The sequence below is a fragment of the Faucicola sp. SE7633 genome, assembly GCF_059264685.1.
In genome coordinates, this window is the sequence record NZ_JCADBW010000011.1 from 41,763 (window position 1) to 64,326 (window position 22,564).

General features: G+C 51.1%; 18 protein-coding genes. 14 read left to right on the plus strand and 4 right to left on the minus strand.

Going from position 1 to position 22,564, the window contains the following annotated elements; all coding sequences use genetic code 11:
* Positions 1 to 32: 32 nt before the first annotated feature.
* The 4 genes from AC5L4R_RS05895 to AC5L4R_RS05910 all read left to right on the plus strand — a co-directional run bounded on the left by AC5L4R_RS05895 (position 33) and on the right by AC5L4R_RS05910 (position 4,998).
* A complete protein-coding gene (locus AC5L4R_RS05895; RefSeq protein ID WP_494472511.1) occupies positions 33 to 494 on the plus strand; it encodes a c-type cytochrome in 462 nt (153 codons plus the stop codon).
* A gap of 181 nt (positions 495 to 675) precedes the next feature.
* Positions 676 to 1,671 carry an AAA family ATPase gene (locus tag AC5L4R_RS05900; protein ID WP_494472512.1) on the plus strand — a complete coding sequence of 332 codons (996 nt, stop codon included), beginning with the start codon at positions 676 to 678 and terminating at the stop codon, positions 1,669 to 1,671.
* A 15-nt stretch (positions 1,672 to 1,686) separates the two neighbouring features.
* A complete protein-coding gene (locus tag AC5L4R_RS05905; protein ID WP_494472513.1) occupies positions 1,687 to 2,763 on the plus strand; it encodes a DUF58 domain-containing protein in 1,077 nt (358 codons plus the stop codon).
* Between the two features lie 87 nt (positions 2,764 to 2,850).
* On the plus strand, positions 2,851 to 4,998 hold the full coding sequence (locus AC5L4R_RS05910) for a transglutaminase TgpA family protein (protein WP_494472514.1): 2,148 nt from the start codon (positions 2,851 to 2,853) through the stop codon (positions 4,996 to 4,998).
* 127 nt (positions 4,999 to 5,125) lie between these two features.
* Here the strand turns inward: AC5L4R_RS05910 and AC5L4R_RS05915 are convergent, their stop codons facing one another.
* Positions 5,126 to 7,159, minus strand: a complete 2,034-nt coding sequence (locus tag AC5L4R_RS05915) for a PhoX family protein (protein WP_494472515.1) — start codon at positions 7,157 to 7,159, stop codon at positions 5,126 to 5,128.
* 375 nt (positions 7,160 to 7,534) lie between these two features.
* On the opposite strand from AC5L4R_RS05915, the gene murG reads away from it, so the two are divergent.
* The 7 genes from murG to lpxC all read left to right on the plus strand — a co-directional run bounded on the left by murG (position 7,535) and on the right by lpxC (position 16,507).
* Complete coding sequence (murG, locus tag AC5L4R_RS05920; protein WP_494472547.1) at positions 7,535 to 8,686, plus strand: undecaprenyldiphospho-muramoylpentapeptide beta-N-acetylglucosaminyltransferase; 1,152 nt, start codon at positions 7,535 to 7,537, stop codon at positions 8,684 to 8,686.
* A 205-nt stretch (positions 8,687 to 8,891) separates the two neighbouring features.
* Positions 8,892 to 10,325 (plus strand): UDP-N-acetylmuramate--L-alanine ligase, encoded by a 1,434-nt coding sequence (gene murC, locus AC5L4R_RS05925; RefSeq protein WP_494472548.1) that lies wholly within the window; start codon positions 8,892 to 8,894, stop codon positions 10,323 to 10,325.
* Between the two features lie 31 nt (positions 10,326 to 10,356).
* Entirely contained in the window at positions 10,357 to 11,313 is a 957-nt protein-coding gene (locus AC5L4R_RS05930) for a D-alanine--D-alanine ligase (RefSeq protein ID WP_494472516.1), read from the plus strand.
* Between the two features lie 239 nt (positions 11,314 to 11,552).
* On the plus strand, positions 11,553 to 12,506 hold the full coding sequence (locus AC5L4R_RS05935; RefSeq protein ID WP_494472517.1) for a cell division protein FtsQ/DivIB: 954 nt from the start codon (positions 11,553 to 11,555) through the stop codon (positions 12,504 to 12,506).
* A gap of 129 nt (positions 12,507 to 12,635) precedes the next feature.
* Positions 12,636 to 13,919: a cell division protein FtsA gene (gene ftsA, locus AC5L4R_RS05940; RefSeq protein WP_494472518.1), complete on the plus strand. Its 1,284-nt coding sequence runs from the start codon at positions 12,636 to 12,638 to the stop codon at positions 13,917 to 13,919.
* Between the two features lie 237 nt (positions 13,920 to 14,156).
* Positions 14,157 to 15,404: a cell division protein FtsZ gene (ftsZ, locus tag AC5L4R_RS05945; RefSeq protein WP_494472519.1), complete on the plus strand. Its 1,248-nt coding sequence runs from the start codon at positions 14,157 to 14,159 to the stop codon at positions 15,402 to 15,404.
* 200 nt (positions 15,405 to 15,604) lie between these two features.
* Positions 15,605 to 16,507 (plus strand): UDP-3-O-acyl-N-acetylglucosamine deacetylase, encoded by a 903-nt coding sequence (gene lpxC / locus AC5L4R_RS05950; protein ID WP_494472520.1) that lies wholly within the window; start codon positions 15,605 to 15,607, stop codon positions 16,505 to 16,507.
* Positions 16,508 to 16,873: 366 nt separating this feature from the next.
* Here lpxC and AC5L4R_RS05955 read toward each other — a convergent pair whose 3' ends face one another.
* Entirely contained in the window at positions 16,874 to 17,353 is a 480-nt protein-coding gene (locus AC5L4R_RS05955) for a hypothetical protein (RefSeq protein WP_494472521.1), read from the minus strand.
* Positions 17,354 to 17,543: 190 nt separating this feature from the next.
* Here AC5L4R_RS05955 and AC5L4R_RS05960 point away from each other — a divergent pair, with 190 nt between their 5' ends.
* On the plus strand, positions 17,544 to 18,245 hold the full coding sequence (locus AC5L4R_RS05960; RefSeq protein ID WP_494472522.1) for a M23 family metallopeptidase: 702 nt from the start codon (positions 17,544 to 17,546) through the stop codon (positions 18,243 to 18,245).
* Positions 18,246 to 18,317: 72 nt separating this feature from the next.
* Here AC5L4R_RS05960 and AC5L4R_RS05965 read toward each other — a convergent pair whose 3' ends face one another.
* Together AC5L4R_RS05965 and yhbY are read right to left on the minus strand one after the other, a co-directional pair.
* The gene (locus AC5L4R_RS05965; RefSeq protein ID WP_494472523.1) at positions 18,318 to 19,034 is read right to left on the minus strand and encodes a DOMON domain-containing protein; all 717 of its coding nucleotides are present in this window, start codon (positions 19,032 to 19,034) and stop codon (positions 18,318 to 18,320) included.
* On the minus strand, positions 19,027 to 19,386 hold the full coding sequence (gene yhbY, locus AC5L4R_RS05970) for a ribosome assembly RNA-binding protein YhbY (RefSeq protein WP_494472524.1): 360 nt from the start codon (positions 19,384 to 19,386) through the stop codon (positions 19,027 to 19,029). Before yhbY ends, AC5L4R_RS05965 begins: the two co-directional genes overlap by 8 nt.
* A gap of 183 nt (positions 19,387 to 19,569) precedes the next feature.
* On the opposite strand from yhbY, the gene AC5L4R_RS05975 reads away from it, so the two are divergent.
* Together AC5L4R_RS05975 and ftsH are read left to right on the plus strand one after the other, a co-directional pair.
* The gene (locus AC5L4R_RS05975) at positions 19,570 to 20,202 is read left to right on the plus strand and encodes an RlmE family RNA methyltransferase (protein ID WP_494472525.1); all 633 of its coding nucleotides are present in this window, start codon (positions 19,570 to 19,572) and stop codon (positions 20,200 to 20,202) included.
* 361 nt (positions 20,203 to 20,563) lie between these two features.
* Positions 20,564 to 22,465 (plus strand): ATP-dependent zinc metalloprotease FtsH, encoded by a 1,902-nt coding sequence (gene ftsH, locus AC5L4R_RS05980; protein WP_494472549.1) that lies wholly within the window; start codon positions 20,564 to 20,566, stop codon positions 22,463 to 22,465.
* The last annotated feature ends 99 nt before the right edge of the window (positions 22,466 to 22,564 follow it).

Below are 22,564 nucleotides of genomic sequence, written 5' to 3' on the forward strand. Positions count from 1 at the left end.
GCTAGCAGCATGATAGATGGGGCGTAATTAACATGATGGTCACTATGGGTTTAATAACAAGGTTGCAAACACGCGGGCTGGCGGTCAGTCTACTGGCAAGTGCGCTGCTTGCTATGGGCGGATGTCATCGTGAGCCGCCATCGGAGCGCGGCGCGGTAACGCTGCCTGTGTACCACACCGAATGGGCCGAACAGGGGCGAGCCGCTTACCAAAACGACTGTGAGCAGTGCCACACCTTGCGCCCTGGTAGCAACCACAAAGCGCCACAGCTGATGCGTGTCTACGGTGCGCCTGCGGCAGCATTAAAGGACTATCAATACACCGACGCCATGCAAACCAAAGCACAGCAAGGCTGGCATTGGACAGCAGAAAACCTTGACCGCTATATCGCCGATCCGCATGCCGCAATCCCCGGCACGCGTATGGAGTCTGACAAAATCACCGACCCTGCTGAGCGGCAAGCGATTGTTGCGTATTTATCGACATTGCGTTGATGGTCTGGTGTTGTTGGCCTGGTGTTGATGACCCAGTGACGGTCTAATCCGCTAGCGCATATCAAGCCATTTTAGTTACCCTGATTTATACCACCATAAATTTAAGCTTAATTAAAATCTGATAACTCTGATAACTCTGATAACTCTGATAACTCTGATAACTCTGATAACTCTGATAACAATGATGCAGACCAACTTTGCCAACCCTACCCCAATGATTGCTGATTACCCACCCGCCCAGCTACAAGCACGACTGCAAGCCATGCTTGCCAGTATCAACCAAATTGTGTTGGATAAAGCCGACGTGGTCAAACTATCCGTTGCGTGTTTGTTGGCAGGTGGCCATTTATTGTTGCAAGACCTACCGGGTATGGGCAAAACCACCTTGGCGCATGCCATCGCGCTGCATTTGGGACTGGATTTTAACCGTGTGCAGTTCACCAGTGACATGCTGCCTGCAGATATTTTGGGCTTGTCGATTTATCGCAATGACAGCGGCACGTTTGAGTTTAAACCAGGGCCTGTATTTTGCCAGCTGCTGCTTGCCGATGAAATCAACCGCGCAAGCCCCAAAACCCAATCCGCGCTGCTTGAGGCGATGGAAGAACGTCAAGTGTCGCAAGATGGCGTGACGCGCGCGCTGCCATCCCCGTTTTTTGTTATTGCCACCCAAAACCCGACCCAACAAGCCGGCGTGTTTGTGCTGCCTGAGTCGCAGCTTGACCGTTTTTTGATGTGTTTATCCTTGGGCTATCCGTCGTCAAACGCCGAGCGTGAGCTATTGCTGGGCACGGACCGTCGGCAGCTGTTGGCACAGGTCACTCCCATGCTGACGGTGGCAGAGCTACAAGCGGCGCAGCAACAGGCGGCAGCGGTGTATCTTGCACCGACGGTGGTGGATTATTTGCAGCGTTTGGTGGCAAAAACCCGTGAGAGCCGCGATTATCATGGTTTATCAACGCGTGGTGTGTTGGCACTTAAACATGCGGTGCAAGCGTTTGCGTATTTGGGCGGTTATCAAGAGGTCACGCCAGAGGATGTGCAAGCGGTGTTTGCGCCTGTGGCAGACCACCGCCTAGGGCAGGCGTTTGTACCATTTAACCAATGGGGCGGCAGTGCACCTGATAGCCTAGCACGGCAAATCATGCGCCAAGTGCCTGTTTTAACGACAATTTGACAGTAGGCGCGCATGATGGCGCAAGCTCAATCAACTTCAACACTGCCTAAAACAACGCCCAAACCCAATCAACCGCCAAGCCGCTTTCGGCGTTATTTTTTGGCATGGGCGCAGCGGCGTGTGGCAAAAACCACCCAAACCACGCTCAATGTGCACAACATTTACATTTTTTTGAGCCGTGAGGGCGTGCTGTACGCGGTGGTGATTGCCATCACGTTTGTGGCAGGGATTAATTACGCCAATAACTTGGTGCTAGGCTTGTGTTTTTTGATGGCAAGTTTGCTTGTCATTACGATTCATTATACCTTTGCGCATTTGGCAAATTTGCAAGTCAAGTTGATTGACGTGCAGCCTGCGCAAGTCGGTGACTATGTTGAAGTGCGCATTGCGCTGGCCAGTGCGGCGCGCCGACCCCATCGGCAGATTCGGGTGAGCTTTGGCGATGATGACAGCGATTTGACCGCGCCACTGCGGCCAGCGGCATCAACCACGCCAAATGACGCCAGCCAAACGCCCCCTGCTGCCCAAACACTGCCGCAGGTGCAAGCCGCGCAAGTGGTCAGCCTGTGGCTACCTGCGGACAAGCGCGGGCGGTTAAAGCTACCGCGTTTGACGCTAAGCACCGTGTATCCATTGGGTATCTTGCGTGCGTGGTCGTATGTGTTTTTGGATGCCGAAGGCTGGGTCTATCCGCGTGCGTTGGCGTATGACACGGCGGCGCAGGCGTTTACAGTGGATGCCGACGCAGAACACGCCAACCAAACACAGACAGGTCTGAGCGATTTTGACCAGCTGGATAATTATCAGCTAGGTGAGCCGTTGTCGCGGATTTCGTGGGCGCATGTGGCGCGTGGGCAGGGCTTATTGGCCAAACGCTTTGCCGAGCCTGTTGGGCAGCAGCAGGTACTTGATTATTACCAAATGCCCGCCCCAACCCATGAGGAGCGTCTGGCGCAGTTGCGCTATGGGCTAGATACGCTGCAGCAAGCGCAAGTGGCGTATCGTTTGCGCCTGCCCGACGGTGAGGGCGAGGTGGGTCAGGGCGCGGCGTTTTATCAAGAAAATCTACTGCGTTTGGCACAAACACCATGAGGTTGAACCGCTAAGCAAAATGTCTAAGGTCTGCCTATTTGTGCCATCCACATAAGCCATCATTATCATTGTTACCACCACCGAGCCATGCTAACACCTTCATCCGCCACGCACCAACCTTTGCACCCACCAAAACGTGGCTTTGGGCTGCGCGTGGCACAGTTATCGGGCTATAGTTGGATTTTGTTGGCGCAGTGCGCGGTATTGGCGGTGTACGCGTCTGTTATGCCGCTGTGGCTGATTGGCTATGGTGCGGTGGTGATTGCGCTACAGTTGCCGCTGCTGCGCCCGTGGTTGCCCAAGTTTGCGCTGCGGCCGCGCGCGTTGCAGTTCTTGCAATACGTCGGGTTTATTGCAGGTTTGCTGGGGTTGTATGCCACGTACCGCACGGCGATTGGGCTTGAGGTTGGGTTGGCGTTTTTGTTGTTGTGTGCGCTGAGTAAATTGCTTGAGCTCAACACGCGACGCGATGGTTATGTGGTGCTGTGTTTGGCGTTGTTTGTGCTGCCAGGGCGGTTTTTGCTTGACCAAGGGCTTTCGACAACGCTTGCGGTTGCGGCGGCGGCATTGCTTAACCTATTTGCCATGATTGCACAAAATGATGATGGCACGGGGCGGTATCGCACGCTTTGGCTGCTGCTTGGACAGGCGTTGCCGCTGCTGGTTGTGTTGTTTTTGTTTTTTCCACGCTTGCCGCCGTTGTGGTCGGTGCAGTTGGGTGGGCAAAACCAAGCCACCACGGGCATGTCCGATAGCATGTCCCCAGGGGATTTTGCCAGTTTAAGCCAGTCCACCGAGCTGGCGTTTCGCGCTGAGTTCACAGGCACGCTGCCACCGCAAGCGCAGCTTTACTGGCGTGGATTGGTGTTTGATGCGTTTGATGGCAAAACATGGCGACCAAGCCGCCAACCGCTAAAAACGTGGGTACCAACCAGTTCTGCTGCACCTGTCAATGCAGGCACGCGCAATGGTGAACCCTACGACACCGCCACGATGCCCAGTTGGCTGATTCCGACCGTGGTGCAAAGTCAAGTTGCCAACCAGCCGCAAGCCAATCGCTATCGTGTGATTTTGGAGCGCACGGGGCAACCTTGGCTATTTGCGCTTGATTATCCACTAACTGCGCAGCGCGGCATTGTGTTGACATCAAATTTCACCCTGCGCTATTGGGATAATGTCAATCAGCGGTTGGTGTATCAGGTGCAATGGCTCAATGATGCTGCCATAGGGCAGGCGTTGGCTCCATATGAGCGGCGGCAAGATTTGCAACTTCCTGCTGATGGTAACCTGCAAAGCCGCCAGTTTGCCCGTGATTTATTCGCCCAAAGTGGCAATGATCCCATCGCATTTAGTCAAAATTTGGCGCGTTGGATTCGTACCCAGTCGTTTCGCTACACGTTGTCGCCGCCTGCTTTGGGCGCGAACCGCATTGACGAGTTTTTATTTGGCACGCGTGCAGGGTTTTGTGAGCATTATTCGTCAAGTTTTGTGTTTTTAATGCGGTCAGTGGGCGTGCCTGCCCGTGTGGTAGCAGGCTACCAAGGCGGACAGCTGGGGCGCGATGGCAAAAGCTGGGAGGTGCGCCAGATGGATGCCCATGCGTGGGCAGAGATTTGGGTTGAAGGACAAGGCTGGCTGCGCATCGATCCAACGGCGTTTGTCGCGCCTGAACGCGTCGAGCAGGGCATGGACAGGCTAACGCAGGATGCAGGCGCGCGGCTGTTTGGTGATGGCACAGCGGCGCAAATCAGTTATCGGCAGTTTCAGATGCTGCAGCAAGCGCGGCGGTTGTTTGACCAAGCAGGTTATTATTGGCAACGCAATGTCGTTGGCTATGACCAAGACCGCCAAAAATCATCGTTGCTCAAATGGTTTAGCATTCAATCGGTCTATCAACAAGTGATGTGGATGGCGGCATTGTTGGTGCTGCTATTGGCGGTGTTTGGGCTGTGGCTGTGGTGGCGACGGCGCAAACATTGGGACAAAGCCGATAAAATCGTGGTGGATTTATCCGCACGTTTGGCAAAACACGACAGCAGCCTTGCACGGCAACCCGATGAAGGCGCGTTGGCATACTTGACGCGTTTAGAAAGTGTGGTGCAGCAGCCTAAGCAGGTGCGTGAGGCGGCGGCGGTGTATCGCAAATTGCGCTATGCTGCGCCAGATAGTGAGGCGAAAACTCAGTCCCATAGCCAGCTAAAAAATTTGCTTAAAACCATCAAGTCTATTAACTAATCATTAATGTTTGGGCTTGGCTAGAGGCAGACTAAGCATAAGCAGGTGTAAAAAAAAGTGGGTATAAAAAATTGCCCCAGTATCATACTGAGGCAATCTATTTTGACTATCCCTTAATACGGACTGATTATTCAGCCTTGAATGTCAAATAACCAACCGCCGCTGCGTAGTTGTCTTTGTAGTTTTGTTTCAAAAGTGGGACAACTTTTTCTTTTACTGCATCGACAAACTTCATATCACCAGCGTGCTGGAAGTTTGACATGATGTAAGTAAAGCCGTTGATTTCATCAACCGCGTGCAGACCTGTAGACTCCGCACCTGCTGGGGTAGACAAGATACGCGTTAACGCGTGCGTATCAACGTTGTATGCCCACAAATAGTTGTTGATGTGATAGCCAGAGTCTTCGCCGATAAACAAAGTGCGCAGTTTTTCAGAGAATTTTAGGTTATCGGGGCAAGAGATTTTGTCAATCGCTGAGGTGTTGCCCAGTTCGTCTTTTTTGATGTCCTCACCCACCAAGTTTTGGGGGACGTACATGCGTGTTGAAACCCAGTCAGAATCGATATTTTGACCGTTGTGGTCTTTTTGACCGCCTTGTAGCTCATGGGCAAACACAGCGCCTGATTTCACTTGGGCAACTTTAACACCATAATCGCCGTATTTGTTTGGATCAACCATTGATGATTCGACGCGTGACATGGCTGAGTAGGCGATTTTGTCTTTGGTATTGACCGTAGTGCCTTCCATTTTGGTGAATGCCATTGAACCACCCATCAAAGCTGCATAGCGGTGTGTTTCTAAGAATGCCGCTGCTTGCTTTAATTTGTCGGCTGGCAATTTGCTATTTGTGGCAAGGCGTACCCATTGGGTTGAGCCGCTGAAGCCAATTTTGGTAAAAGTCTTGTCGTTTGGATCTTCGGTGCGTACATCCATGATGTCGGTAGGACTGACCATGTTTGCCAAGGCTTCGATTTCGGCGCTGGTGGCATGGCCAAGGTGAATCCAATGAACTTTAAAGTTACTGTCGCCAACAAAACCACCTTGCGGTGAGGTTTGCTCTACTTTTGCCACATACAAGTTACCAGCCGATAGGTCTTTTGCTTTATCAGCCACGAACATAAACAAGCCGCCGTTGGTCGCATCATCGCCCATCAATGCGGTGCGGTTGTCAGGCATGACTTGAATCAATTCGTGTGAGATACGTCCTAAGCAGAAGTGTTTTTTAATCAGACCTGTGCCATCAGCATTGACGATGACTTCAGGCAAATGACCATAATGGTAAGGATTGGCTCGGTTGGCATCACCGTATAGGTTTTTGCTATAGGCTTGGAACTGTTCGTTGTTTTTGGCGCTAAAGGCATCTGGCTCATATTCTTCTGAAGACAAATGCGTGCCCCATGGTGACAACGACGCACCACATGTGATCCACAGGCCATGCACTTTTGATGTATCAACGTTGTGATAACGCACCAGTTTTAGCGCACCCGTTGTTGGGTCTTGGTCAAGGGTCAAAACAGCGATTGGTGATGGCAGACGGCCATACGTATCGTTACCTGCCAAATCTTGGGTATTGTACTCAAATTGCACCACAGCAAAAACAGGGTTGCCTGTAACACCTGCAGGCTTAGCACCTGCTACTGTCAATAAAGACGACCCATCAGGACAATCTGAGAAAAATTGGCGTTCTTTACCAGCCACAGAGCGGTCAATAATTGGCTTATTGTTGATGTCAAAATAACCGCCCGCTAGGATAGTACCGCCGCCTGTTGCAGGTACGCTGTCACCTGTGATAAAAAAAGGCTGGTAGTCTAGTTTATAAACTTTGCTGGTGTTGTCTGTGAAGTTGGCTTTTAATCCAGAGTCCACATACATGGTCGCCATGTGCTCAGGATTGGCCAGTGTCGGAGCTTTCATGCCCAAAAATTCAACGGATTTGACAGTTTTTCCGCTATTTAGGACAGAGTTAGAAGAGGCAACAGGGTTGGTGGGGTTGTCTACAGCAATGACTTTTACATCATCATCGTCATCATCACAACCAGTCAATAACAGGGTGCTAGAACCTGCGGCAAGTGGCAGCACAGGCACGCCTGCCAAAAAGCGCAACACTTGGCGACGGCTTAATTCTTTGGTGGCTAAACTCTTGTCTACGGGCTGGGTCATACGTACCTCTGGCAAGTGAGCTAATAGATAAACAATAATAAAATGGCAGCTTGGGATGCTTTTTTTTTGCAACGATTAGGCCGCCCAAAATCTGCTGGCAGTAGTGTACGGTAAAAATATGACAATTCTTTGACGAAAACTTGCGATTTTATAACAAAAATTGATTTAGCCAAATTTTTTGCAACAATTCGACACATCTTCGTTTTTGTCTTGTCTGGTGGCGCGCGGCGATAGACTTTTTTCTTTGGTCAGAAAATGCTATGATTTACCCATTTTATTGACCTGATTGACGCAATTAAAGTTGAATTAACGTTATCCAACAAGGATGAATCCATGAGCCAACCGCCGTCCGCCCAAGCCGCCGAGCCATCACCCATGTATGCGCCGCGCGTGCTGATGATGGCTGCTGGGACGGGTGGGCATGTGTTTCCTGCGCTGGCAGTGGCACAAGCTTTGGAGCAACAAGGCGCGACTGTGCATTGGCTCGGCACTTTGATTGGTATGGAAAATGATCTGTTGGCGGATATGGGTTTTGTCTATCATGCCATCAATATGCAGGGCCTACGCCGCAATGGCATGTCGCGTTTGCTCAAAGCCCCAGGCACGCTCCTAAAAGCCACGTTGGCATGTGTCAAAATCATTCGTAGCAACCGTATTGATGTTGTGGTTGGGTTTGGTGGCTATGTCACAGCCCCTGGTGGCTTGGCGGCAAAAATCTGCAAAGTTCCGCTGATTATTCATGAGCAAAACGCCATTGCTGGGATGAGCAACCGCTATCTTGCCAAAATGGCAAACCGCGTGTTACAAGCCTTTCCCAATACGTTTCGGGAAAATAAGCCTGACGGGCTAGTCACTGTTGGTAACCCCGTGCGCGAGGCAATCGTGAAATTGCCGTCGCCTGAGGCGCGGATTGACCCCAATGACCAACGTCCGCTGCGCCTGCTTGTGGTCGGTGGGTCATTGGGGGCGCAAGTGCTCAATCAAACCATCGCGCCCACGCTTAAGCGATTAGAAAATCGTCTAGCCACCACGCCCAATGCACCGCGTTGGCAAGTGCGCCACCAATGCGGCCGCAACAATCTCACCGACACGCAAGCGGTATATGACCAAGCTGATTTGCAGCATACCGATTATGAGGTTACGCCGTTTATCGGCGATATGGCAGAGGCGTACGCGTGGGCAGATGTGATTGTGTGCCGCGCAGGTGCGCTGACCGTGACCGAGGTGGCGACGGCAGGCTTGCTGGCGGTGTTTGTGCCGTTGCCCCATGCGGTTGATGACCACCAAACCGCCAACGCGCGCTGGCTTGCCAATCAAGACGCGGCAATTTTGCTGCCACAGCCGCAGCTGACGGCCGAGTATTTGGCACAAACGCTGGGCGCGTTAGACCGCAGAGCGATTTTGACCAAGGCAAAAAAAGCGCGCGCGCTGGCTCAGCCCGATGCCACCGCCAAAGTTGCAGCCATCGTGCTGTCGGCCTGTCAAGCCAAGCCGCAGCTGACCGCGCCCGATTTATCCAAACCTTAAACCCAATTTAAACCGTCAAACATTGGTAAACCATAGCGTTTGCCACGTGTTTTTGTAAGACCATCCAACCGAGCCTGCTATGCCAACCACCGCCCACGCCAATCCCGATTTAACCGACCCAACCAATCAACCAACCCAATATTCAACGCCAAATCTGATAGGCGGTGGCAGACGCTTTAGTAAACGCGTGATTGAAATCCCCGAAATGCGCCGCATCGAGCGCGTGCATTTTGTCGGTATCGGTGGCGCAGGCATGTGTGGCATTGCCGAGGTTGTCCACAATCACGGCTATGCGGTCAGCGGCTCAGACATCAAGGCCAGCCCTGTCACCGAGCGTTTGACCCAACTGGGCGTGCAAGTATTCATCGGGCATGATTCCAAAAACATCAGCGCGGCCGATGTCGTGGTGGTGTCGTCGGCGATTGACCGCCAAAACCCTGAAATCCAAGCCGCTTTGACCGCGCGTATCCCCGTGATTCGTCGCGCTGACATGCTGGGCGAGCTGATGCGCTACCGTCACGGCATTGCGGTTGCTGGCGCACATGGCAAAACCACCACAACCAGTCTTTTGACCACCATTTTGACCGAAGCAGGGCTTGACCCGACCTACGTCATTGGCGGTAAGCTCAACGCCTCAGGCAAAAACGCCTCTTTGGGCAAAAGTCGCTATTTGGTGGCCGAGGCCGATGAATCCGACGCGTCGTTTTTGTCGCTGCGTCCGATGGCAGCGATTGTGACCAACATCGACCAAGACCACATGGACACGTACGAAAACAGCTTTGACAAACTCAAAGCAGCGTATATCAAGTTTTTGCAAAACATGCCCTTTTATGGCTTAGCGGTGCTGTGTGGCGATGACAAAGAATTGTACAGCATGATTGATGACATCGCGCGCCCCGTGCTGACCTTTGGGCTAGAGAAACACAACGACGTGCAAGCCGTGGATGTGCAAACCGACGGGCTAACCACACGGTTTACGGTGCTGCGTAAAGACCGCGAGCCATTGCCAATCACGTTAAATATCCCCGGTATTCACAACGTTTACAACGCGTTGGCAGCGATTGCGATGGCAACGGATGAAGGCGTGTCTGACGATGCAATTGCGCGCGCGGTTGAGAAATTCTCAGGGGTTGGACGACGTTTTGAGCATCACGGGCGTTATACCGTACCTGATACCGCAGGCCGCACGGCAGCTGACACGCCCAATGATGTCATCATGGTTGATGACTATGGCCACCATCCGACTGAAGTCGCCATGACCATCAAAGCGGCGCGCCAAAGCTACCCCGACCGCCGTTTGGTCATGCTATTTCAGCCGCACCGCTACTCACGCACGCGCGATTGTTTTGATGATTTTGTTGAAGTCTTGTCGCAAGTCGATGTGCTGTTGCTGCTGGATGTTTATAGCGCAGGTGAAACGCCGATTGAGGGCGCGGACAGCCGCAGTCTTGCGCGTAACATCCGTTTGCGTGGGCAGGTTGAGCCGATTTTGCTTAATATCGGAGATATGGCACAAATCCGCCAAATTCTGCCCAATGTGCTCAAAGCCAATGATTTGCTTTTGACCCAAGGGGCAGGCAATGTCGGGCAGTTGTGCTTGGATTTGGCGCGTAGCGGCTTGTTTTTTAGTCAAGATTAAATAGTAGTATCAAAATACTGAGATAGCGGCAATGACGACATTTAGCAATCATATAGACAGTAACCACTTAGACATCAACCAATTTGGCAAAGTTGCCGTGGTTTGCGGCGGCTGGAGTAGTGAGCGTAAAGTATCGTTACACAGCGGTGAAGCGGTGCTAAACGCACTACAATCTAAAGGCGTAGACGCGCACCACTTTGACCCACAAACGCGCGATATTGGCGAGCTGCGCCAATTTGACCGCGTGTTTAATGTGCTACATGGTACGTTTGGTGAGGATGGCGGCTTGCAAGGCGTGCTTGAGGGGTTTAACATTCCTTACACAGGCTGTGGCGTGTTGGCATCGGCGATTGCGATGGACAAATTTCGCACACGTCTGGTGTGGCAGGGGCTGGGCTTGCCGAATGTGCCGTATGTTGTGTTGCATGATGACAGCGATTTTGCAGCGGTTGAGGCGCAATTGGGCTTGCCGCTCTTTGTCAAACCTGCGGCAGAGGGCAGCAGCGTCGGTGTGATGAAAATCAAACGCGCAGGCGAGCTTGCCGAGGTCTACCCCACGCTCAAGCAATACCACGGTGAAATCTTGGCGGAACGCGCCATCACGGGTGGAGAATACGCTTGCGCGATTTTGGGTGATAGCGCGTTGCCAAGTATTCGCATCGTGCCAAAAACCGAGTTTTATGACTACGAAGCCAAATACCTGCGCGATGACACCGAATACCAATGCCCATCGGATTTGACCGACGCACAAGAGCGCGATATGCACGCCTTGGCAAAACGCGCCTTGGCAGCATTGGGCGGTAAAGGTTGGTCACGGGTGGATTTTTTAAAGGATGATGACGGTAAGTTGTATTTGTTGGAGATTAACACCGTGCCAGGCATGACCGATCACAGCCTTGTGCCGATGGCAGCCAAACATTGCGGTATGGATTTTGCCACCCTGTGCGTGACGATTTTGGCGCAAACGCTACCCGAGGCGGTAGTCTAGGGAGTGGCGGCCTAGAGGCGGACAACGCATACAAAAATCTGGCGAATGGCATGGTCAAGTGACGGTTGATGTGGTATGCTATAGAGGCTTATAGTTACCGACTGAGCGCGTCTTGATAAGTGCTTGATTTGGTAAGTATTATTGCTGTGTTTGTGTGATTTGTTGGCCGCTTGTTTGGCTGTGTTCATCCGCGTTTGTGGTGTTTGCCTGTCTGTTTTAGCCGATCTGGTGTTGTGGTTATGTCATCGTCTGCTTCTTCTTCTGCCTCTGCTGTCAAGTCTGCGGCGATGCCTGCACCTGCCAGCGAGCAACATGGCGTGAACGACGACTCACCATTGCCCATGCTTGCCGAGCAGACCACCGTCACCACCAGCCGAAGACGCCGTTTGACCGCTGTCATGCCGTCCAATACCCTGCGCCAAGCATTGTCGCTGATGGTTGCTTTGCTCATCGTTGGCTTGGTGGCAGTGGCGGTGTATCGTGTGCGCCAATTGCCCAACGCGCCGATTGTGGTCGCGCCAACGGGTTTGAGTGCCATGCAATACCACCAACTTGCCGATGCCTTGGGCAGTCAAGCCGATAGCAACGTGTTACAGGCCGATTTGCCCAAATATTTGGCGCAAGCACAAGCATTGGACTGGGTGGCACAAGCCGATATCCGCCGCGATTGGCAGCAAGGGCTACAAGTGTCTGCTGTGCCACGGCAAGCGGTTGCCAAGTTTGGCAGTGAGCACTTGGTTGATGCCACAGGTGCGGTGTTTGCACCTGCCGATAGCAGTACGCTTAACCAACCGCATTGGGTACGTCTGCAAGGTGAGCGCGAATACGCGGCTGCCATGCTGCAACAAGCCAAGCAAGTCACCGATTGGTACGCGCCGCTTGGGCTCAAGCTACAAGAAATCATCGTCACCCCGCGCTTGTCGTGGCTACTGCGTTTTGACAATGGCTTGCGCGTGTTGGTTGATAATGAGCGCACAACCGAAAAACTGTACCAATTAAGCATTTTGTTACAAAATCAAATGCAGCCGCAGCTTGCCAAACTTCAGACTGTCGATTTACGCTATAAAAATGGCATGGCGGTGACATGGCGGCAACCCGAGCATGCGCCCGATGACAGCCTGACCACCCAATCGGCTGCCAACGCAAGCCATACCCACGCACCGTCAAATGCCCATCAATCCGTTAAGCCATGATGCAATCGGCTGCAATCGGCTTAACAACGTTATCAGTAGCGGTGATAGTGTGCCAATTTAACCAGATTTGTTGCAAGATTTGCGCGACGGGTCGGGCTAATCAGCCTGTTTAATTAACCCCAACCAGCCATGAAAAAACCAGATACTCTCGTTGTTATTCACCTAACCGCTACCGCCATCCATACCGTCATTGGGCAAGTGTATTCTGCCACCGATATTCGCATCATCGGCATTGGCAGCGTCAAAAGCTACGACTTTTATCAAGGCACAATTCGCCACCGCGAGCGCCTCAAAGCCGCCATCAAGCAATCCATGCAAGAAGCAGAAGACATGTCAAACTGCCGTATCAACAGCGTATGGCTAAGCTTTGCCACGCCCGACTTGCAAAGCCTTAACAGCGTGGGCGAGGTGACGATTCATCACGAGGCTATCCAAGCCAAAGACGTGGTTGCCGCATTGACCCAAGTCAAGCAGCAGCACGTGCGCGATGATATGTATCTGATGCACTATGCCCAGCAGGGAATTGCACTGGATGATGACGACCAGATGATCAATGATGCCATCGGTATGCAGGCCAATCGCATGACGGTGCTGTATCACCTCATGATGATGCCCGTGCGTGGGCGGCAAAATCTGCAACAGCTGTTGCAAGAATGCGATGTCAAAATCGACCAAATGCTATTTGACGCGGTGTCCTCAGCCGAATACTGCCTACTGCCCGATGAAAAATACCACGGCGTGTGCCTCATTGACATCGGCTACGCCACAACCAGTGTGTGCGTGTACCGTGAGGACAAACTGGTCTATACGCATTGCTTTGCCGAAGGTGGCCACCATGCCACGCTAGATATTTCAATGCTGCTTGATGTGACCATTGCCGAAGCTGAGCTTATCAAAAAAAACCAAGCCAGCGTGGATCATCACGGTGTTGACGCCAGCGCATTTTTTACCGTCAAACGCTCACAGTTTAATGATGAAAAAACCATCAACATGCAGCAGTTGCACGACATCACCCAAGCGCGCTATGTCAAATTGCTCAATGACATCAAGCAAGCATTGGACGCTGCAGGTTTAAGTGACTTTTTGCAACAAGGTTACGTTTTGACAGGTGGCGGCAGTGACATGCGTGGGCTGTTACCACTTGCCAAACAAGTGTTTGCCAATAAAGTCCACAAAGCCAATACCAACTCGGCAATCAGCCCCTACACGCCATTTGATGACACCGACGACAAGCTGCGCGACATGGTCACCCTGATTGAACAGCGCAAATTTCAAACCGCGTTTGGCACGCTACTGTATAGCCAAAGCGAAGACTTTTTACACAGTGAAAAATCCTCACCCGATGCCCTCAAACAGCCCCTATTGCAGCAGCGTATGCAGCAAGTCGGCGATTTTTTGCGGCGGTTTTTTTAGGCAAAACGGGCGCGGTTTTGAAGGCGATTGACAGGCGTGAGCGTTTGATGATATTTGACGCTGCTTGTAGTCATGATATGATACGATCAATTTGGTAAAATTTTTTGATTGAAGCGACGGGGTGCTGATACAGCGACGTGTGGCAACAGCAGATGGCGGCGCATCACCGCGCATGATACCTGTGCACGCAACAAGCAATCAGCAAACAGCCAATAATAGCAAGATAGGAAACCAGCAATGACTTTAAAATTCACCGGCGTAAGCGAGCAACCCGTCGATGATGGCATGGCGCGTCTCACCGTGATTGGTGTAGGCGGCGGCGGTGGCAATGCCGTCGAGCACATGGTGCAATCGGGCATTAAAAACATCAATTTTGTTTGTATCAATACCGATAGACAGGCACTTGACCGTATGACTGCGCCCAACCGCTTGCAGTTGGTTGCCGATACCAATCGCGGGCTTGGCGCAGGCGGTAATCCTGAAGTGGGGCGCGAGGCGGCTGACAGTGAAGAAGAACACATCCGCCAACTGCTTGCCACCACCGATATGGTATTTATTACCGCAGGGATGGGCGGCGGTACAGGCACAGGCGCAGCACCCGTGATTGCGCGGATTGCCAAAGAAGAAGGCATTTTGACCGTTGCGGTTGTCACCACGCCGTTTAGCTTTGAAGGTGGGCGGCGCATGAAAGTCGCCAATGAAGGCATCGAGCAGCTAACCACCTATGTCGATTCTATCATTACTATTCCTAATGATAAGCTGATGAGCGTGTATGGCAAAATCTCCATGCGCGATGCGTTCAAAAAAGCCGATGAAGTCTTATTGCAAGCCGTGCAAGGCATTGCAGATATGATTACCTTTGATGGTCATATGAATATCGACTTTAATGACATCAAATCTGCCATGGCAACGCGTGGGCACGCGATGATGGGTACGGGACGCGCATCGGGCGAAGACCGCGCCGAAGCTGCCACCGAAAAAGCCATCAAAAGCCCACTGTTGGATAATCTATTGCTTAAAAATGCCAAAGGCTTGGTGGTCAATGTCATCAGTGGCGGTGACTTTAGCTTGGATGAACAAGCACGGATTACCGAAAAAGTCCGAAGCCTCGTTGATATTGACGATGCCAATATTTTCTATGGCTTTGTGTTCAACGATGAGCTAGGTGAAGAGCTCCAAGTTACCGTTGTGGCAACGGGCTTGACGATTGACAGCACGCCAAAAAATGAGCGCCGTTTTGTACCTGATGCCAACAGCAACAGCAAGGTAGAAGCAGGCACCCATGAGGCGGCTTATCGCGACGCGCCAAGCTACCCACAATCGCCAAGTCAGCCTAATCCACACACGAGCCAAGCGGCTTACGCGCCACAACCTGCTACACCTGCGCCGCAGCCAAGTCCTGCACCTGCAGAGCCAGAACCTGCCCCACGCACAGGCAACGGTATGCGCATTCAAGACTATTTGCGCCGCCAACAAGGCAAATAAGCGTTTAGTATAGTCAAATCATGCCCAGCCCAATACCCTGAAGGTGTTGGGTTTTTTGCGCAATTGTTAAGCCGATGTTGGGCAACGATTGTCTCAACGGTGCTCACACTGCACAATCCTGCCAATTTTGCTACAATCGCCAATCAGAACACGCTGACGCAACAGTTTGCGCCTAGCACCTGATGACAGGAAAACGCCCGATGACCATTTCAGCCATGCCGCTAACAGCGACCACCTTACGCCAACGCACGCTGGGCGCACCGCTCGCGCTATCAGGTATTGGTTTACACAGTGGCAAAACCGTGCACATGGCCCTACAGCCTGCACCAATCGACAGCGGCATTACGTTTGTGCGCACCGACCTTGCCGAGGCCATGCCCATTGCCGCGCATTTTACTGGCGTGCGCGGTGCGCAGATGGCATCAAATTTGGTTAATCATCAAAATCAACGCGTCAGCACGGTTGAGCACCTGATGAGCACGCTTGCCGCCTTGGGCATTGATAACTTGCGCATCGAGCTGGACGCGCCAGAAATTCCGATTTTAGATGGCAGCGCGCAAAACTTTTTCACCGCAATTCGCCCTGCCATCGTCGAGCAATCTGCTGCCAAAAAATTTATTGAAATTATCCAACCTGTTGAAGTGCGTGACGGCGACAAAATCGCGCGTCTCATCCCATACGACGGTTTTGCGCTTGATTTTACCATTGACTTTGCCCACCCTGTATTTTGTGCTGAGCACGCGACCTATCGCTTTGAATTCACCACAGATAATTTTGCCAAACAAATTGCACCTGCACGCACGTTTGGTTTTTTAAAAGATATTGAGGCGTTGCAACGCCAAAATCTCACCCTTGGCGGCAGCATGGACAATGCTATTGTATTGGATGACAGCCGCGTGCTTAATCCAGAAGGGCTACGTTTTGCCAATGAATTTGTTCGTCATAAGATTTTGGATGCGATTGGCGATTTATATCTGGCCGGGCATCAGATTTTGGGCGAATTTTATGCGTATAAATCTGGACACAGCCTAAACAATCAGCTGCTGCACGCGGTATTTTCTGACCGCGCTAACTGGCAAATTGTAACAAAAGATGTCAAATAGGCTAGTTATCTACAGGCACTTTTGTTAAATTTTATTAGTAATAAATCGTCAATAATTGAATAAATGTCAAAAACCTCACAGATTGTGTAACATTTTAGCGGCTTTTTTAGCTTAAACTTAAGAAAGTGGATTTTTAGCATAACTTTTGGTTTTTGTACTTTATAAAAAAATAACCAAAAATATACCTCGCAAGCCATTGCTTAGCATAGCCTTGCATAAAAAGATATCTTTGTTTTTAACCAAAATTTTACCGATAAACTTTTGTCGGCTAAATGACGCGGCTGCAGGGCGCGTTCAAAAAAAATTAATTTGTTAATCTAAGTAACATAAATTACATGATGTTACATTGTAAACGCGTATAGCTGGCTACTTGAGCAGATTTTGTAGGGCGCGTTGCAAGCGGTCATTAGAGGTGACAAGTTTGGCAAGCTGTGCTATATTTTGCCTCGTTGCCGCCGAGGGTTTACTCAAATTTACATTGCTTACTGTTTGATTACATTGTAAATTTGGCTGAGTCGTCGCTGATTTGAGGGTAATGACCCGAAATTGTAAAGTTGTAATGTTTAACAATTCGGGTAAGCGTTGGTGCAGTTCGGCAAGCAAAATCTGCCGATGGTAGGTCAGATGATTGCACAAGGTGTGATTTGCCGTACTGATGACCAAACGCTCACCGTCATCGACACACACGCGCATCGCCGCCAAGGCTTCAGCAGGTAGCAAGGTCTGCCACGCATCACGCAGTTGATTGGTGCGGGTATCTAGTGCCAGTAGCTCACTGTGATACGGCAAGCGATAATGGGCGTATTTTTCGGTGGAAGAGGCAAGGTGATTGACGGGCTTTTTCATCGGCAGTGGGTAGGCTTGGTTGGTAGCAAATCGCTAGGCAGCAAAAAAAATCGATAAGACGCGGTTGGTTATGCCACCGCGTTGGTTATTTTAGCAAATTGTGCATTGAAATATAGCGCTTTAAATCAGCGGTTAGGGCTTGACTTTTGATGACATAAAGACCACCGCACAGGTTTGGAAGGATAAATCAATGAAACGTATCGCAACTGTGGTATCTGTATTCGCGTCACTGGCAGGTGTGGCCAGCGCCCACGCGCAAGAGTCTTACTATCGTCCTGCTAGCCAAGAGTTCTATGTCGCCAGTGAGCGTGACATCGCCGATACCATCCAAAGCTTTAGCCGCCAAGCACAATTGCGCGAAGACCGTTTGGCAACCTTGGTGCAGACCTTGCCGTCTGCGTCAGTGACCACACCTGTTTATACCGAAACGCGTTATATCACCAATGCCAGTATTGGCGGCAGCGCACGCCCTGCTTATTATGGCGCGCCCAGCTCGTTAAATGTACGCCCGATTGCCTCATCAGCGCAGCAAACCTCAGGTTTTGGCTATCGCTATTTGTTCGGTAGAAACAGTATGCATAAGGGCATCGACTTTGCCGCGCCAATCGGTACGCCTGTGTATGCCACAGGCAATGGCATCGTGACCCATGCAGGTTTTGGCAGCGGCTATGGGCGTTATATCGAAATCGACCACGGTAACGGGCTATCAACGCGCTATGGCCACTTGTCGGCGATTTATGTCAATGAAGGTGATACCGTTGCGGTCAATCAAAACATCGGTGCGTCGGGCAACTCAGGACGCTCAACCGGCCCTCACCTGCACTATGAAGTGCGCCAATACGGGCAAGCGGTCAATCCACAAACCTATTTGGCTTTAGCGCCTGAGCGTTAATCTGGCAGATTTTGACCATAAAAAACCGCTAGCGATTGGATAGCGGTTTTTTTGTTGGGTCAAAGTTTGTGATTAAGCCCATGCTTGCCAAACCGCGCGATGGTGAAAATCAGGCGGCGACGTGTGCTGTGGGGCAAAAAATACCGCATCCTCATCTTTGGTGGTGTGCTGAGGCGAATGGCGGTATAAAATCGCGCAAGGCTGAATGTGGGTGAGCTTAAAATCCGCCACGTTTGTTGTGCCATCAGCCAGACAAATCACCACATGCCGCGTATAATAATCGGCAACGGCTGGCGTGAGCGTTGAGCCAGCGGGGATACAACCAACCACAAATTGCGTCGTTGTGGGCGGTGGCAGCGTGTTGGGGGTGCGATAATCCGTAAACCGATACGCATTAAAGCGCGCGGCATGTGCATCAGGGCTGATGTTGATTTCCACATAACCGCTGGCATCCGCACCAGCAAAAAAACACTCCAAACAGTCAGCTTGCCACAAAAATTCAGCAGGCGCGCGGTGCGGTGGCTGCACGGTGGGCGTGGCCGATGCTTGCCAACGGCTGGTGTCTAACCAATCAAAGCGCGGCACAAAATAGCTGATACCCAACAGCCCATTTTTGAGCAAGTTATTGCCCGTCGGCATGGCAGTAATCGCCACCCAAATTGGCGCAAGCGCGGTATGATCGGCCGCTACCTCATCAGAAAACGCCAATAGCGGCACAACCCAATCCGATTGACCAAATACCTGTTGGTGCGTTTGTTGGCACACGTTGGCAAAGCTAAAGTCAGTCAAGCCGCACCAAATTTGATAGCTTGGGGTTGGCAGTTGGGTTTTGGCGCAGCAGCACGCACACACGACCAATGCTGCTAATCAAAGTCGCTTGCGTGGCCTCAACCACAGCTTGTGCGACAGCGTCACGCGACTCTTTACTGCCGGCTGGGATTTTGATTTTTATCAGCTCATGGTCATCAAGCGCGCGCCCGATTTCCTCTAGCACACTATCGCTGACACCCTGCGCGCCAATCGTCACAATCGGCGAGAGTTGGTGGGCAATGCCTTTGAGTGATTTGCGTTGCTCATTGGTGAGGGGGTTACTGAGTTTGACGCGCGGTTTGGGCGCAGCGTGGGTTGCAGTTGTGGTCATATTGGCAGCCATCAAATTACCTAAAATTGGTTAAACATGTGATTATAACACGTTTGGTGCAAGACTTTGCCAAGACATTGGTCAGTGCAAGGCTAAATTGTGCTACAATAACAAACCACTGCAACCAAAACAGGCGCAAGCCTTGGCGTGATTTTAACCTCATATTTCACCAAAAAAACTGTTATGGCAACCCGTATCACCAACAAAAAATTGTCTAAAAGTAGCCGCGCATGGATGCAAGAGCACTTGGATGATCATTATGTTAAGCTGGCGCAAAAAGACGGCTACCGCGCGCGTGCCGCTTACAAGCTGCTGGAAATCAACGATAAACTCAAGCTGATTCAGCCGGGTATGACGGTGGTGGACTTGGGCGCAGCCCCCGGCAGCTGGTCGCAAGTAGCAGCAAGGCTGGTCGGGGACAACGGCACGCTGATTGCGTCGGATATTTTGCCGATGGATTATTTGGATAACGTGACGTTTATCCAAGGCGATTTTCGTGAACAAGCGGTGTTTGACAACATCATGGCAGCGGTAGCAGGTCGCCCTGTGGACGTGGTGCTGTCTGATATGGCACCCAATACGTCGGGTTTTGCCGCGGTGGATCAGCCGCGCATGATGTATCTGTGTGAGCTGGCGGTGGATTTTGCCTTGCAGACACTGACCGAGGGCGGTGCGCTGATTATGAAGGTGTTTCAGGGTGAAGGTTCAGACGAGCTGCGTAAAGCCATGCAGGGACAATTTAGCAAGCTGCGTAGCATCAAGCCTGCCGCCTCACGCGCGCGTTCTAAAGAGATGTATTGGGTGGCGACCAAGTAAGGTTTTGGTCCAAGCGACGTTTTAGACTAAGCGGCGTTTGCAAGGCTCAGCTGTGCCTTTGGTATCGTTTTTCAGTAAAATTTTAAAATTCAATGAAATATTAATAATTAAAAAACAGCCACAGCCAGCTAATACATTTTGGGTTTTTAAAGTAATAGTAAAAAATACCACCAGCATCCGCTATAAAAACAAGCAAGGTTTTGATTAAACAAAATAACAGTTTTTTGGCTTGATTCTCGCCTTGTTGCCCCAAAATCGTGCTATATTAAGCAATTAAATGCAAGACTTTTGCCAAACGATTTTGATTGATTTGCCCAAGTCTTTGCCACTACCAAAAGGACGGAAACACAACGTGAGCGACATGGTAAAAAATACCTTATTGTGGCTGGTCGTGATTGGTGTGTTGGTGGTTGTGTTTAGCAACTTTGACACCCGCAATCAGCCCGATAAGCTCAATTACTCACAGTTTGTCAGTGCGGTCAATAGTGACCAAATCAAAAGCGTGAAGATTGACGGCGAGCAAATTGTCGGCGAGAAGAAAAACGGCTCAACCTTTGAGACCGTGCGCCCGATGATTCAAGACAATGAGCTGATGCCAAAGCTCATGAAGCACAACGTCGAGGTGCAAGGCACGGCACCTGAGCGACAAGGCTTGTTGATGCAGCTATTGATTGCCAGCTTTCCTGTGCTGCTGATTATAGGCTTGTTTTTGTTCATCATGCGCAATATGCAGGGCGGTGGCTCAGGCGGTGGGCGCGGTATGGGTCCGATGAGCTTTGGTAAATCTAAAGCCAAAATGCTGACCGAAGACCAAGTCAAAGTGACTTTTGATGATGTGGCAGGCTGTGATGAAGCCAAGCAAGAGGTGACCGAGATTGTCGATTTCTTGCGTGATCCCGAAAAATTCACCAAGCTGGGTGCGACGATTCCGCGCGGTGTGTTGATGGTAGGGCCTCCCGGTACGGGTAAGACCTTGTTGGCAAAAGCAATTGCAGGCGAGGCTAAAGTTCCGTTTTTCTCTATTTCAGGCTCTGATTTTGTTGAGATGTTCGTTGGGGTGGGTGCGTCGCGCGTGCGTGATATGTTCGAGCAGGCGAAAAAAAATTCCCCCTGTATTATCTTTATTGATGAAATTGACGCAGTCGGCCGCCACCGCGGTGCAGGCATGGGCGGTGGGCATGATGAGCGTGAGCAAACCTTGAACCAGCTATTGGTTGAGATGGATGGCTTTGAAGGCAATGACGGTGTGATTGTGATTGCAGCGACCAACCGTATTGATGTACTGGACAAAGCCTTATTGCGCCCAGGCCGTTTTGACCGTCAAGTTCAAGTGGGGCTACCTGATATCAAAGGACGTGAGCAGATTTTGCGCGTGCATTTGAAAAAATTGCCTTCAACCATCGGTGTGGATATCCGTTCTTTGGCACGTGGTACGCCAGGCTTTAGCGGTGCGCAGTTGGCAAACTTGGTCAATGAGGCAGCGTTGTTTGCGGCACGCCACAACAAAACCAGCGTTGATATGAACGACTTTGAGGAAGCCAAAGACAAGCTATTTATGGGGCCTGAGCGTAAATCGATGGTGTTACGCGAAGAGGAGCGTCGTGCCACTGCTTATCACGAAGCAGGGCACGCGTTGGTGGCAGAATTGTTACCTGGCACTGACCCTGTGCACAAAGTCACCATCATGCCGCGCGGTTGGGCACTGGGTGTGACGTGGCAGCTACCTGAGCATGACCAAACCAGTATGTACAAGTCTAAAATGCTCAATGACATTGCGATTTTGTTTGGTGGACGTATTGCCGAAGAGGTGTTCATCAATCAGCAATCCACAGGTGCGTCTAATGACTTTGAACGGGCGACCAAAATGGCGCGTGCGATGGTGACCAAATACGGCATGTCAGAAGCTTTAGGCATCATGGTTTATGAAGACGATGACAACGGCGGCTATTTTGGTGGCAGCAGTCGGACGATTTCAGAGGCAACTCAGCAAAAAGTCGATGACGAAGTGCGTCGGATTTTAGAAGAACAATACGATATAGCGCGCGCGTTGATTGAAGGCAATGCCGACAAAATGCACGCCATGGTTGAGGCGCTGCTCAAGTGGGAGACCATTGACCGCGACCAATTACAAGATATCATGGCAGGTGTGCCACCGCGTGAGCCTAAAGTATATCAAGAGCCGAGCAGAATCAGCATTGATAAACCAACCAATCCGCCAACAGGTGGTTCGGCCTTGACACCGCCACCGTTGCCTGCGATGTGATTGGACAAATCGTGATACCAAAAACCGCCCAGCGTTGGCGGTTTTTTTGTTTTTAGCATACAATAGCTTGGATGATTAGGCTAAACCATGCCAACGATT